Origin of the sequence: Thiorhodovibrio winogradskyi, assembly GCF_036208045.1 — a bacterium.
In the GTDB taxonomy this organism is placed as follows: Bacteria; Pseudomonadota; Gammaproteobacteria; order Chromatiales; family Chromatiaceae; genus Thiorhodovibrio; species Thiorhodovibrio winogradskyi.
In genome coordinates, this window is record NZ_CP121472.1 from 2,307,456 (window position 1) to 2,321,938 (window position 14,483).

The window sequence follows — 14,483 nt, forward strand, 5'->3', positions numbered from 1 at the left end:
AAGTGTGCTGCAGCCATGGCAATAATTGACACCTTATGATGATTAATCCGCAAAAAAGATGAGCGCAGAACCCCATTTCGCGGCTTTGGATATCGCTTGGATCTTGCTCTGCGCCTTTCTGGTTTTTCTGATGCAGGGCGGTTTTCTGTGCCTGGAATCCGGTTTGGTGCGGGCCAAAAACAGCATCAATGTCGCGGTCAAGAATCTAATGGACCTGTGTTTGTCGGCATTGGTCTATTGGTTGTTTGGCTATGCGCTAATGTTCGGCACCAGTCTATCGGGGTTGGTCGGCAGCGACGGCTTCCTGTTTGACGGCGCGGACTCGCCCTGGCTGATGAGCTTTTTCTTCTTCCAGGCGATGTTCTGCAGTACCGCGGCCACCATTGTCGCCGGCGCGGTGGCGGAACGCATGCGCTTCCTGGCCTATGGACTCACCGCCATCATGCTCTCGGCCTTTATCTACCCGGTCACCGGGCACTGGGCCTGGGGTGGTGCCGCCAGCGGCGAGGCGAGCGGCTGGCTTGCCCAGCTTGGTTTCATCGACTTTGCCGGCTCCACTGTGGTGCATTCGGTTGGCGGCTGGACCGCCCTGGTCGCGGTGTTGTTGCTCGGCCCGCGTACCGGCCGTTTTAGCGAGCATGGCATCCGCGCCATTGCCGGTGGCAATCTGCCGCTCGCCTCCCTGGGTGTGATTTTGCTGTGGTTTGGCTGGTTTGGCTTCAATGGCGGCAGTACCTTCGCGCTCAATGCCGATGTACCTCTGGTGCTCTTCAATACCTTTGTATCCGGTGCCGCCGGGGGTATCGGTGGCCTGGCCCATAGCTACGCCAGGCGCGGTTATCCAGTGGTGCTGGACCTGCAAAACGGTGTGATTGCCGGTCTGGTTGGCATCACCGCCTCCTGTCATCTGCAGACACCGGCCTTCGCGGCCCTGATCGGGCTGGTGGCCGGTCTGCTGGCCGCCTGGGGTTCGAGCTGGCTCGAGCGTCGGCGCATCGATGACGCCGTGGGCGCCATTCCGGCGCATTTGTTTGCCGGCGTCTGGGGTACCCTGGCGGTGGCGCTCCTGGCCCCGGCCGATAGCTTCGGCGCGACCGGCGGTCGGCTTGCGCAACTCGGCGTGCAGGCGCTTGGCGTCCTGAGTATCGGTGCCTACAGCTTTCTGGTCAGCCTGGCGGCGCTTTGGCTGATCAGCCGCCTTTACCCGCTGCGCGTCACGCTGGAGGAGGAACGGATGGGGCTCAATGTCGCCGAGCATGGCGCCAGCACCGAAATTCTCGACCTGCTCGGGGAGATGGAGCAACAACGCCGGCGCGGGGATTTTTCTCATCCTGTCAGTTGCGAGCCCCACACAGAGGTTGGCCAGATCGCGCGTCAATATAACCACGTGCTCGCCAGGGTGAACGACGAAATCCATCGCCGCGAGCAGCTTCTACACGATCTAACGGCGAGCGAAACCCGCAAGAGCGCCATTCTTGACGCGGTGCTCGACTGCATCATCACCATTGACGGTCGCGGCCAGGTGGTCGAATTCAATCCAGCCGCGGAGCGTACTTTCGGCTGCTCGCGGCGCATGGCCCTGGGCCGCCAACTGAGCGAGATCGCCATTCCCGCTGATCAGCGAGAAGCCTTTAAGGTGGCACTAAAGGCTGGTTTTAGTGGCGAAGGGCGTTTTCTGCTCGACCGACGCATTCAGTTGGTGCTAACCCGGGTTTCGCACGAGAGCTTTCCGGCCGAGCTGAGCATCACCCGGGTGCGCGGCGGTCCCAGGCTCGAATACAACTTCCACATCCGCGACATTACCCGCCAACGCGAAGTGCAGCAACGGCTGCATCAACTGGCGCATTACGACATTCTGACCGGACTGGCCAATCGCAGTCATTTCCGCCAGCAGCTTGATTATTTTCTGCTGACGGATCCATCGGAACGAGTAGCGGTGTTGTTTCTGGATCTAGACCGCTTCAAGCAGGTCAATGACAGTCTTGGGCACGATGTAGGGGATCAACTTCTGCGCAGTGTCGCCGAGCGTCTGCGCGAAATCACCCGCAAGGAGGATCTTGTCTCACGCTGGGGCGGAGATGAATTCGTGGTCGCGCTGCTCGGTGTGGGGGGGGCGGAGGATGTGCGCAACAAGGGCGGCGAGTTCATCGCCCGCCTTGCCGAGCCGCATCGGCTTGACAACAAGGCAGTGCATGCGCCATCCAGCATTGGCATCGCGCTGTCTCCCGAGGCCGGGGAGGCCGCTGATCTTCTGATCCGTAACGCAGATCTGGCGCTTTACGAGGCCAAGGACGCCGGGCGGAATAATTTTCAGTTCTTTACTCCCGCACTTGCGCGCGAGCACGCCGAGCGTCTCGATCGCGAAAACAGTCTGCGCGATGCGCTGGCGCATGGGGAATTCGTGCTCTTCTATCAGCCCCAGTTCGATATCACCAGTGGCACCCTCATTGGCACCGAGGCGCTGCTGCGCTGGCAGCATGGGCGCGAAGGTTTGATCCAACCCAGTGTGTTTATTCCCATTCTTGAAGAAAGCGGTTTGATCGTGACCGTGGGCGAATGGGTTCTGCGTGCTGCTTGTCGGCAGCAGGCCCAGTGGCAAGCTCAGGGGTTGGCAATTCCGCGCGTGGCGGTGAATGTGTCGGGCAAACAATTTCTGAAGCCAAATTTTGCCGACCTTGTTGCCGGCATTCTGCACGACGAGGGGCTCCCGGCAAGCAGCCTGGAGCTGGAAATCACCGAAACCGTGCTGGCCTCGAATAACCAGATGTGCATTGATGTGCTCCGCCAACTCAAAACCATGGGGATTGCCATTGCCATCGACGATTTCGGCACCGGCTATTCCTCGCTCAGCTATCTCAAACGCTTTCCGGTCGACGTCATCAAGCTTGATCGTTCCTTTGTCGGGGAGTGCGACATCAATGGCGAGGATGCCGCCATCTGCTCGGCCATCATCTCGCTCGCGCGCAGCCTGCGCCTCGATACCCTGGCCGAAGGCGTCGAGCGCGCGGAACAGCTCGCGTTTCTGCGCACCGAGGGCTGTGACAGCTACCAGGGATTTATCGCCGCCCCACCGCTGCCAGCCGCCGACTTGGCCGCCTTCGCGCAGAAGCCCCGGTAGTCGAACTCAAAGCCGCATTGTTGGAGGGCTTCGCGCCAGGGCGTGCGCTCGGCGGCAATGCCGTCAATCTTCTCGATGGTCAGCGAGCGCCGCTGGCCACTTCTGGGGAGTTGCCGCAGGGCTTGGAAAGCGGCCTGCTGGATGCCGGGGTCGCGCAAGGGCTCGGGAAAGGTCAGCAGACTGCGCCCGCCTGGCGCCAGGTAAAGCACTGGGTGGCCAAGATGCAGCAGTAGCCAGGCGCCAGCGCTGCGCTTGGGGCGGGCCGCTGCCGGGTTGCTGGTGTCTGGCCAGGACAACAGATTGCCCCAGGGATTGGCTGGGTCGATGGCAGGCAGCGCGATGATGGAGGGCGGGGCCTTGCCACTGAGCAGGCTATCGTCATCATGCAGCGTCTGGCGCAGGCGCTCGACCACGGCCGCGCGCGCGAACTGGGCGCCGGACAGGCCTTCAATAAAGTAGCCGCGTCGCACTTGTCCGGCGGCTTCCATGTCGCGGAGGATGCGGTAGATCGGGCTGAAACTGCCCGGGATGGTTCCGGGACGCTGTCCAGCGCTGGTGTCGGCCGTTGCCATTTCGCGACTGACCAGTCCATGGCGTTCTAGCAGCTGTTGAGTGTGGGCCAGCGTTCGCTCGGTTGGGCTGATCTTGGCGTCACACAGGCTGGCGACCAGGGTCCAGCGTCCGCCAGCCAGGGTGCTGCTGCCGCCGACACGGCCTCGTATCGCTTTGGGGGCGCGCGAGCCAAGCGCGCGCAGCGGGGCGAAAGTATCGTTGCTGATGTGGCCGGCCCAGACCAGATCCCACAGGGCGTCACGAAAGTCCTGGGTGCCAAGCGCCGGGAGAGTGCGTCGAACAGCGCTTTCCAGCTCGAACAGAAAGGAGGCGCCGCGTGTTTTCAGATGCTCGAGAATGGCCTGTTGCGCGGGTTCAAGCGCTTCGGGTTCCTCGGCTGGCGGGAGGAGTTCAGGCGCCTGTTCGCGTAGGTAGAGGGCAACGCGCCCGTCGCGACTGCCGAGCGCGCCGCGACCAACCCAGACCACCTGTCCAGTCGCGGCCAGCAGGTCGAGCATCTCGGCATTGAAGCCCTGCATGCGCCGGGGCAGTATGTCGCCTTGCCAGGCCGACCAGGGCAGTTCCAACCCCTGGAGTTGGCCGATGATCTCCAACAGCCGCGGCAGACCGCCGCGCTTGGAGCCAATGCCATGCCAGTCGAGCAGAAAACGCGCTAGCGCGGCGCTCTCCACTGGCGCGACCTGATCGCGCAGCCGCGCCAGGGTGCCGCGCTTGAGCCGTCGCAGCACCTCGGCATCGCACCATTCGGGTGCGCTGCCGCCGGGGCGGATCTCCCCCTGTACCAGGGTGCCCGCCTCGGCAAGCAGGCGCAGCGCTGGCTCGATCTGCGCCGGGCGCAAAGCCAAACGTGCGGCCGGCTCGGCGGTGAGGAAAGGACCATGGGTGCGCGCGTAGCGTTGCAACAGGCTTTCCAGCGGCCTTGGTGGCGCTTCCAGATAGGCGGCCGGCAGACCCGGCGGTGGCAGGCAGCCGAGGGCGTCGCGATAGAGGCCGGCATCCTCGGCGGCAATCCAGCGGCTTTCCCCGGCGAGCCGAATCGCCACCGCGCGGCGCTCGCGGCGCAGTTGGTCCAGTCCCGCGAGCAGCGTATCGGCTTGCCCCTCTGGGGTTGGCAGGGCCGCGCGCGCTTGCAGCTCGTCTTCGGTTAAATCGCCCAGGCGGCGCAGCAGATCGTGCAACTCGTCGGCATCGCGCGCCTGGCGCTCGGGCTGCAGGTATTGGAGCTGGGCTTCAACCTCGGCGATCACCGCCGGGTCGATCAGTTCGCGCAGTTCGGCCTGGCCGAGCAGCTCGGCAAGCAGCTGGCGGTCGAGGGTCAGGGCCTGAGCGCGGCGTTCAGCCAGGGGCGCGTCCTGCTCGTAGATGTAGGCAGCTACATAGGCGAACACCAGGGAGCGCGCGAAGGGCGAGGCCGAGTGGGTTTCGACTTCATGCACCCGCACCCGGCGCGCGCCGATGTCGCCCAGCAGTCGCGCCAGCGCGCCGAGATCGAAAATGTCATTGAGCGCCTGGCGATAGGTCTCCAGTACCATGGGGAAGGACGGAAAGCGGCGCACGGCGGCGAGCAGATGCTGGGCTTTCAGCCGCTGTGCCCACAGCGGCGAGCGGCCCCCGGCGCGGCGGCGCGGCAGCAGCAGGGCGCGCGCGGCGTTCTCCCGGAACAGGCTGGCGAAGAGCGCGGTATGGGCCAGTTGGGCGGTGACCAAGTCCTCGAGTTCATCGGGGTCGGGCAGCAGCAGGTCCAGCCCTGGCAGCTCATCAATGTCGGCAAAGCGCAGCACAATGCCATCATCGGTGTACATCACCTGGACGTTAAAGCCGCTCTGGCTCGACAGGCGCTGTTGGATGGCCATGGCCCAGGGCGCATGCACGCGCGCCCCCCAGGGCGAGAGGATGCACAGGCGCCAGTCGCCCAGTTCATCGCGAAAGCGCTCGATGGTGATGGCGCGATCTGTCGGCAGGGTGGCGGTGTGGGCGCGCTGCTCGGCGATGTAGTCGATCAGGTTGTGCGCGGCATGGGTATCGAGCCCGGCTTGATCGCGCAACCAGTTGTGCGCGGCCTCTTCGGTCATGGCGCCGAGTTCGCGCACCATGGCGCCGAGCGCGCGACCCAGCTCGATGGGCCGACCGGGCCCGTCGCCGCGCCAGAAGGGCAGCTTGCCTGGCTCCCCTGGCGCGGGCGAGACCAGCACCCGGTCGCGAGTGATGTCTTCCACGCGCCAGGTGCTGGCGCCGAGCAGGATGTTATCGCCCACGCGGGTCTCGAACACCATTTCCTCGTCCAGCTCGCCCAGGCGCCCGAGCGTTGCTTGGCCAGATGGCCCACTCGAAGCCCCATTGGTGCTCGCGAGCATGACCGGATACTGGCCGCGATCCGGAATGGTGCCGGCATTCAGGCGTGCGAGCAGGGCGGCGCCGCGTCGCGGGCGCAGGCTGTCGCTGGCGCGATCCCAAGCCAGCAAGGGGCGCAGCTCGGCGAAATCTTGCGCCGGATAATGACCGCTCAGCATCTCCAGCACAGGTTGCAGCAGTGACATGCTCAGGCTTTGGTAGGGATAGGCGGCACTGACCAGTTGCAGCAGCGCCGTGCTGGTTCGCGGTTGGTCGCAGCAGATGGCCACGATCTGCTGTGCCAGCACGTCGAGCGCATTGCGTGGCACGCTCAGTGGCTCGATCTGGCCCGCGCGCATGCGCTGGGCGATCACCGTGGCTTCGAGCAGGTCGCCACGAAACTTGGGGAAAATGCGCCCGACGCTGACTTCGCCCACCTGATGCCCGGCGCGCCCGACCCGTTGCAGACCACGCGCGACCGAGCCGGGTGACTCGACCAGCAGCACCCGGTCGATGCTGCCCATGTCGATGCCCAGCTCCAGTGAGCTGGTGGCGACGATGCCGCGCAACTGCCCAAGCTTCAGCCGCTCCTCGATCTCGGCGCGCTTCTGGTGCGAGACGCTGCCGTGATGAGATTGCACCAGTTCCTCGCCGGCCAGCTCATTCAGACGCTGCGTCAGGCGCTCGCACAGGCCGCGACTATTGACAAAGATCAGCGTGGCCCGGTTGCGCTGGATGCTAGCGAGCAGCGCCGGGTAGATGACCGGCCAGATACCGCGCTCGGCGGGCTTGGGGCTGGCCAGCTCGCGCGTGTAAAGCTCGGCCAGGATGGGACCGCCGGCTTTGGCGCCAGCGGGCTTGGCTTGGGCAGCGGCGGCCTGCTCCATGTCCGGCACCGGTACCCGCACTTGCAGATCGAGCCGGGGCGGCGCCGAGCAATCGACCAGCTCGACCGCGCGCCGGCCGCCGAGAAAGCGCGCCACCTCGGCGAGCGGATTAACCGTGGCCGAGAGTCCGATGCGCTGCGGGTCCTGCTCGCACAGCGCGGCCAGGCGCTCCAACGACAGCGCCAGATGGGCGCCGCGCTTGGTCGGGGCCAGGGCATGGATTTCGTCGATAATCAGGGTGTGCACCCACCGCAGGGTCTCGCGCGCCTGGGAGCCGAGCAGCAAAAACAGCGACTCGGGCGTGGTGACCAGAATTTCCGCTGGTGATTTGGCCTGGCGATGGCGCTCGCGCTGGGGCGTGTCGCCGGTGCGCATGGCGATCTGGATCGGGCGCACGGCCTCGGCCAAGCCTTCGGCCTGATGCGCGATGCCGGCCAAGGGTGCGCGCAGATTGCGCTCGACATCATGGACCAGTGCCTTGAGCGGGGAGATGTAGAGCACCCGCACGCCAGCGGGTGCATCGGCGGGCAGCCTCAGGCAGGCATCAATGCCGGAGAGAAAAGCCGCCAGCGTCTTGCCGCTGCCGGTCGGCGCCACCAGGAGCGCATGCTGACCGGCCGCGATGGCCGGCCAGCCCTGCTGCTGCACGGGCGTGGCTTGACTAAAATTGGCCTCGAACCAGGCGCGGGTGGCGGGGCTGAAAGCGGCATGGGCGCTCATTGAGGTGTTTCTCATATGCTGCCCAAGGACAGCATGCGAACATCTTGGGCGAGATCATTCCCCAGGTGATTCAGCGTCAAAAGCTGCCATCGTTGTAGTAGTCCGCCGCCAGGTTATCGAAGCGCGTGAACTGCCCGAGGAAGGCGAGCTTGACCGTGCCGATGGGCCCGTTACGCTGCTTGGCGATAATGATCTCGGCGATGCCTTTGTCGGCGCTGTCTTCATTGTAGACCTCGTCGCGGTAGATGAAGGCGATGAGATCCGCGTCCTGCTCGATGGCTCCGGATTCGCGCAGGTCCGACATGACTGGCCGTTTGTTTGGACGGCTCTCCAAGCTGCGGTTGAGCTGTGACAGGGCGACCACGGGCACGCTGAGTTCTTTGGCCAGGGACTTCAGCGAGCGTGAAATCAAGGAAATCTCGGTCGCGCGGTTCTCGCCAGCCATTGGCGCCTGCATCAGCTGCAGGTAGTCGATGACAATCATGCCGAGTTCTTTTTCCTCGCGCTTGAGTTCACGTTGCAGCCGCCGCACTCGGGCGCGCACCTCGGTCGGCGAGAGTCCCCCGGTGTCGTCTATGTACATGGACACTTGCGATAGCATGCTGACCGCCGAGGTCAGGCGCGGCCAGTCATCGTCGCCGAGTTTGCCGGTGCGCACCCGGTGCTGGTCGATCTGCCCGAGCGAGGACATCATGCGCATGGCGAGCGAGTCGCCGGGCATTTCCATGCTGAAGATGGCCACGCCCTTGCCGGTTTTAATGGCGACGTTTTCAGCCATATTCATGGCGAAACTGGTCTTTCCCATTGACGGCCGTCCGGCCACGATCACCAGATCCCCGGCTTGCAGGCCGGAGGTCTTCATATCAAAGTCGGTAAAGCCGGTCGGGACGCCGGTGATGGGCTCCTCGCGATGGTAAAGCTCGTCGATCTTGTCCATCGCGTTAACCAGCAGATTGCGGATCGGCTGGAAACCACCGCCGCCGCGACTGAGCTGCTCGGCAATCTGAAAGACCTTGGCCTCGGCCAGGTCAAGAATCTCGGATTCGCTGCGCCCCTCGGTGGCGAAGGCTAGGTCGGCGATCTCCACCCCGGCGCGGGCGAGCTGGCGTAGCACCGAGTTGAAGCGCACGATGCGCGCGTAATGCACGGCATTGGCGGCCGATGCGGTGTTGCGGTCGATCTCGGCGAGATAGGGCAGGCCGCCGATGTCCTCGAGCAGTTTGCGCTTATCCAGCGTTTCGGCAAGGGTCACCACGTCGAAGGGATGGTTTTCCTCGGCCAGAATGGCAATGCCGCGAAACACCAGGCGATGCTCCTGGCGGTAGAAGTCTTCCTCGCAGACCTTATCGGCGATTTGCTCCCAGGTGCTGTTTTCGAGCATCAGGGCGCCGAGTAGGGATTGCTCTGCGTTGATATTGTGCGGAGGGACGCGGGTGTCGGCGAGTTCGGCTGGAGTGCTTGGGTCCAAAAGTGGTGTCCTGTGAGCGTTTGAGCGCGTCGGCTGGAGGGGCGAATTCATTTGCCCATTAAAACCGTGACGGAGAAAGATGACTGTCTCTTTTGGGGGTGAAGGGATGAATCCATGCGGGGCGAATGAATGCGCCCCGCAGGACATTAAACCGGTTTGTAGATTTCACCGCCTGTATCGCGAAATTCCGCGGCTTTTTCTTCAAGTCCCGTCTCCAGAGCGCGCGTTTCATCACTGAGAGCATGGGCCTTGGCGTATTCTCGAACGTCCTGGGTGATTTTCATCGAACAGAACTGGGGGCCGCACATGGAGCAGAAATGCGCCACCTTGTGCGAATCATGCGGCAGGGTTTGATCATGAAATTCGCGCGCTCGCTCGGGGTCGAGTGCCAGGTTGAACTGATCCTCCCAGCGGAACTCGAAGCGGGCCTTGCTCATGGCGTTGTCTTGCAACTGGGCGCCGGGCAGACCCTTGGCCAGGTCAGCGCCATGGGCAGCGATGCGGTAGGCGATGATGCCGTCGCGCACGTCCTGTTTGTCCGGCAGACCGAGGTGCTCCTTGGGAGTGACGTAGCAGAGCATGGCGGTGCCATACCAGCCGATGTTGGCCGCACCAATGGCGGAAGTGATGTGGTCGTATGCTGGCGCGATATCGGTGATGATGGGGCCTAGCGTGTAAAAAGGGGCTTCAAAACAATCGCTCAATTCCTTGGTGACATTCTCGCGCACCATCTGCAGGGGCACATGGCCAGGGCCCTCGATCATCACCTGGACATCCTGCTCCCAGGCGATTGTTGTCAGCTCGCCCAGGGTTTCCAACTCGGCGAACTGGGCGCGGTCGTTGGCGTCTGCCAGACTGCCGGGGCGCAGCCCGTCACCGAGGCTGAAGGCGACATCATAGGCCGCCATGATGTCGCAAATCTCGCGAAAATTGGTGTAAAGGAAATTCTCCTGGTGATGCGCCAGGCACCACTTCGCGAGGATGGAACCACCGCGCGAGACGATGCCGGTGAGGCGATCCGCCGTCAACGGGATATAGCGCAGCAGCACCCCGGCATGGATGGTGAAGTAGTCCACGCCCTGCTCAGCCTGTTCGATCAGGGTGTCGCGGAACAGCTCCCAGGTCAGTTCTTCCGGGCGGCCCTCGACTTTCTCCAGCGCCTGATAGATGGGCACTGTGCCGATGGGCACTGGGGCATTGCGCAGAATCCACTCGCGCGTCTCGTGGATGTTCTTGCCGGTGGAGAGATCCATCAGGGTGTCGCCGCCCCAGCGCGCGGACCAGACCATTTTCTCCACTTCCTCGGCGATGCTAGAGCTTAAGGCGGAGTTGCCGATGTTGGTGTTGATCTTCACCCGGAAGTTGCGCCCGATGATCATGGGCTCCAGCTCCGGGTGATTGATGTTGGCCGGGATGATGGCGCGCCCGCGGGCGACCTCCGAGCGGACGAACTCGGGCGTGATGGTCGCGGGCAACTTGGCACCGAAGGCCTCGCCGCGATGCTGGTGCAAGAGCTTCTCGAAGCGCGGGTCGGCGCGCATTTCGTCGAGTTTCAGGTTCTCGCGGATGGCGACAAATTCCATCTCCGGCGTGATGATGCCGGCTCGCGCGTAGTGCATCTGGGTGACATTGCGACCCGGCTTGGCACGGCGTGGCGCGAGGCGGTGTTCGAATCGCAGGTGATCGAGTTTGGGGTCTTGCAGGCGCCGCTGACCGAAGGAGGAACTGGGGCCTTGGAGCTGTTCGGTGTCGCCGCGCTCGGCAATCCATGGGCCGCGGACATCGGGTAGACCACGCAGCAGGTCGATGGTCGCATCCGGGTCGGTGTAAGGACCAGAGGTGTCATAGACCAGGATAGGCGGATTGTCTTCCGCTCCCTGATTAGTCTGGGTGGGCGTTAGGGTGATCTCGCGCATGGGCACCCGCAGATCTGGGCGGGATCCCCGCACCCACAGCTTGCGCGAGGCGGGAAAAGGTCCAATGACCTCGGCGGACAGGCGCGCGCCCTCTGCCCTTAAATTGGCGGCGGCGAAATCGGGCCTGGATTCGTGCTGGAAATCTTGCTCAAACGGGGGGGGCGGGGCGTTCATCGCGGCTGTCCTCATATCATCAGGCCGAGGCCGCGGGGCACGTATTCGGCCCGGCGGCGGTGTGGAGTCTAGGCCGCACGGGCAGGAGCGTAAACAGGGCATCCGATATGCGCCGGTTGGTGCAAGCCGGCCGCGTGATACCCACTTCCCTCCGCCGGTGCGAACCGGATCAGGTGCTTAAGGGTGTTTCTCAGCCCGCCAATGCGCGCGGGCACCCCCAGCAGGATGTGCGGTCACGCTAGCCCAAGGCGCGGGGGATTTCAAGCGCGCGACGGGCAATGCGTTCGGAGTTCAAAATCCGGCGAAGAATATCGGGATCGGTTCGATCATGCCGCGAATCTTGCGGTTCAAGGGTATAGAATGACGGCATGGTTGGTGATAAACCAGGCGCTAGCCAATCACCACCCAATGACTACCGAAGGGAGGCGTCATGGTTGCACTGATCGTCATTCTCGTTATCCTGATCCTGAGCGCGGCCTGGGGGGCGTTGGCTTACAACGCTCTGGTCGCGGCGCGCAACATGGTCACTCATGCTTTTTCGCGGATCGATGTGCAGTTGCAGCGCCGCCACGACCTGATTCCCAATCTGGTGGAATCCGTCAAAGGGTACATGACGCATGAGCAGGATACGCTCAATCAGGTGATTGCCGCGCGCACGGCGGCCCAGCAGGCGCAGGTGCAAGTAAAGGGCGATCCGACCGATGGCGCCGCCATGGTCGCGCTGGCCGGTGCCGAGACGGCCCTTGGCGGAGCGCTTGGGCGGCTGTTCGCGCTGACAGAGAGTTATCCCGACCTGAAAGCCAATCAGAACATGCTGATGCTGCAAGAGGAACTCTCGAGCACCGAGAACAAAGTCTCTTTTGCCCGTCAGGCTCTCAATGACGCGGTATTGAACTACAACAACCGCCTGCAATCCTTCCCGGTTAACCTGTTCGCCGCCAATTTCAACTTCAAACAGGCACAAATGTGGGAGATGGAGGACAAGAGCGTACGCGAAGTGCCAACAATCAGCTTCTGACCCAACAGCCTCGGCAAGCACGCGCGAAAGACCGGGCGGGGCCAATTAATCACCGCTAACCACGAATCGATTCCGTGCCAAAGTCCGATTCCGCGCCCGACCGCGAATCCGAGCTGGCATTGACGCCCGGAGCGGAGCGCGCATGGGTCGCGACCGGCGCACCAGCTCCAGGCCAATCCCAGCGCTGGTCGGCCAAGTGGAGCTACTTTGCCGCCGTACTGGCATTTTTAGCGCTACTGTGTTTCATCACCCTCTTCGCGCTCTATCAATTGCAGAGGATGCGCTTGAGAACGGCTAGGTCACGGCGGAAACCTTTGCCAGGGTTTCTAAAGACTTCGTCACTCAAAGCCTGAACATCACTGAACTTCTGGCCAGCGGGCAGGATTGGGTGACCCTGATGGCTCGCGCCGATGCGGGCGCGCCCAATCAGGCATTAGCGGCGGCCATCCTGCATGTGCCGAGCATGCCACTTGATTTTGAGCGCCTGTCGCGCTTATGGGGATAGGTGAAAATCGTCCGAGGTTGCGGGCCCCTAGAGCGCTTTCGTGGGATCATGCAGCCTATTCTACATTGACATTTCCGTTCGGCAGGCATGCAGAGCGGAACGCTGTCACGTTGTTTATTCTGACAGCACCTTTGTTGATTTGCCATTCGCATGGAACAGCCACTAGGTGAGGTTAATCTTCCAGTGGTCTTGCAGAGTGTCGAGGGAGCGGCGAAATCGCACCTCGGTTTAGGCGCGAGTGTCGTCCAAAGAAAAAACGGGCAGCCGTTTTCACAGCTAGCCCGTTGATTAAGATGGCGTCCCCACGGGGATTCGAACCCCGGTTGCCGCCGTGAAAGGGCGATGTCCTAGGCCTCTAGACGATGGGGACGTGAAAACAGTGATGATGGAATCGGTGTTGAACCCTAATTGGCCTGCTTGCGGTAGCTTTTTGCTCCGTTTGCCTTGAATTTTTGCAGAGCCTTTTTTGTCGAGCTTGCTGGACCTTGGTGAAATCAGAACCGAGACAAAACCAGATGCTTGTCAAAACCAGAAAGGTCATACACCAGTCTGTGGCCTGACATGAATCGGCCGAAATTGGTGGAGCCAGGCGGGATCGAACCGCCGACCTCAACACTGCCAGTGTTGCGCTCTCCCAGCTGAGCTATGGCCCCGATGAAAGCCCGCTACTATATCTCGAGCGAGGTGCCTTGTCCAGAATAAATTTACTTTATCTTGCCGGATCGACAGCTGTCAGCCAGGGCTTGTTGACTGTCTTGTGAAGTCCTATTCTCAGTCGGCGGAAATTCCACTCGATTTATGGAGTCTTTAACAATGATGAGAATCCTGCTCTTTCTTGGTACGAACCTAGCGGTTCTGGTGGTGCTGAGTATTGTTTTTAGTCTGCTTGGGCTTGGCGGCGTTCAAACGGAAACCGGCGGTCTTGACCTTGGCGCGCTTCTGGTAATGGCGGCCCTGATTGGTTTTAGTGGCTCGCTGATCTCCCTGGTGCTATCGAAGTGGATGGCGAAGCGGTCGATGGGGGTCCGGGTCATTGAGCAGCCCGCCACGCCCTTCGAGCGCTGGTTGGTGGATCTAGTGCGCCAGCAGTCGCAGCGTGCCAGCATCGGCATGCCGGAGGTGGGGATTTTTGATCAGCCGGCTCCGAATGCCTTCGCGACCGGCTGGAATCGTAACAATGCCCTGGTGGCTGTGAGCACTGGGTTGTTGGAGCAGATGACCAAGGATGAGGTGGAGGCCGTGGTTGGCCATGAAATCAGCCATGTCGCGAACGGGGACATGGTGACTTTGTCGCTCATCCAGGGCGTGGTCAACACCTTTGTGGTCTTTCTGGCTCGGGTGATCGGCCATTTTGTCGACCGGGTGCTTTTAAAAAACGAGCGCGGTTATGGCATCGGCTACTTTGTGGTCACCATCGTCGCGGAAATCTGCCTGTCTGTCCTGGCCAGCATGATTGTGATGTGGTTCTCGCGCTATCGTGAGTATCGTGCCGACGCCGGCGGCGCGAATCTGGCGGGGCGGGATAAGATGGTCAGCGCGCTGCGTGCCTTGCAGCGGGTACATGAGCCGCGGGATCTGCCGGCTGGAGAGTTCGCGGCCTTTGGTATTTCGGGCAAGATTGCCGACGGTTTCAAGGCGGCATTTGCCAGCCATCCGCCGCTTGAGCGTCGCATTGCGGCCTTGGAGAATGCGCGCGGCTAAGCGGCGGGTTGAGCAATAAAGCGGGCACCGGAGTATCCGGTGCCTGCTGTTTTTATGGTTAGCCTCCCCAGG

General features: G+C 62.5%; 6 protein-coding genes, 2 tRNA genes and 1 riboswitch. Of the genes, 3 read left to right on the forward strand and 5 right to left on the reverse strand.

The features are described from left to right. Nucleotides 1-58 precede the first annotated feature (58 nt). Nucleotides 59-3,118, forward strand: a complete 3,060-nt coding sequence (gene amt / locus Thiowin_RS10260) for an ammonium transporter (RefSeq protein WP_328987635.1) — start codon at nt 59-61, stop codon at nt 3,116-3,118. On the opposite strand, the gene Thiowin_RS10265 is transcribed toward amt, so the two are convergent. The 3 genes from Thiowin_RS10265 to thiC all read right to left on the reverse strand — a co-directional run bounded on the left by Thiowin_RS10265 (nt 3,046) and on the right by thiC (nt 11,187). Beyond that, nucleotides 3,046-7,629, reverse strand: coding sequence for a DEAD/DEAH box helicase (locus tag Thiowin_RS10265; RefSeq protein WP_328987636.1), 4,584 nt, complete (start codon nt 7,627-7,629; stop codon nt 3,046-3,048). The two genes, amt and Thiowin_RS10265, sit on opposite strands and share 73 nt — an antisense overlap. Nucleotides 7,630-7,705: 76 nt before the next feature. Continuing rightward, nucleotides 7,706-9,097, reverse strand: coding sequence for a replicative DNA helicase (dnaB, locus tag Thiowin_RS10270; RefSeq protein WP_328987637.1), 1,392 nt, complete (start codon nt 9,095-9,097; stop codon nt 7,706-7,708). Nucleotides 9,098-9,243: 146 nt separating this feature from the next. Continuing rightward, nucleotides 9,244-11,187, reverse strand: coding sequence for a phosphomethylpyrimidine synthase ThiC (gene thiC, locus Thiowin_RS10275; RefSeq protein WP_328987638.1), 1,944 nt, complete (start codon nt 11,185-11,187; stop codon nt 9,244-9,246). A 129-nt stretch (nt 11,188-11,316) separates the two neighbouring features. Then, nucleotides 11,317-11,416, reverse strand: a riboswitch (TPP riboswitch). 201 nt (nt 11,417-11,617) lie between these two features. Between thiC and Thiowin_RS10280 the strand changes: the two genes are divergently transcribed. Further along, entirely contained in the window at nt 11,618-12,205 is a 588-nt protein-coding gene (locus Thiowin_RS10280; protein ID WP_328987639.1) for a LemA family protein, read from the forward strand. 799 nt (nt 12,206-13,004) lie between these two features. Here the strand turns inward: Thiowin_RS10280 and Thiowin_RS10285 are convergent. Both Thiowin_RS10285 and Thiowin_RS10290 read right to left on the reverse strand, forming a co-directional pair. Next, nucleotides 13,005-13,080: transfer RNA gene (locus Thiowin_RS10285), tRNA-Glu, on the reverse strand. 207 nt (nt 13,081-13,287) lie between these two features. Continuing rightward, a tRNA-Ala gene (locus tag Thiowin_RS10290) sits at nt 13,288-13,363 on the reverse strand. Nucleotides 13,364-13,523: 160 nt separating this feature from the next. Between Thiowin_RS10290 and htpX the strand changes: the two genes are divergently transcribed. Next, on the forward strand, nt 13,524-14,411 hold the full coding sequence (gene htpX / locus Thiowin_RS10295; RefSeq protein WP_328987640.1) for a protease HtpX: 888 nt from the start codon (nt 13,524-13,526) through the stop codon (nt 14,409-14,411). Nucleotides 14,412-14,483 lie beyond the last annotated feature (72 nt).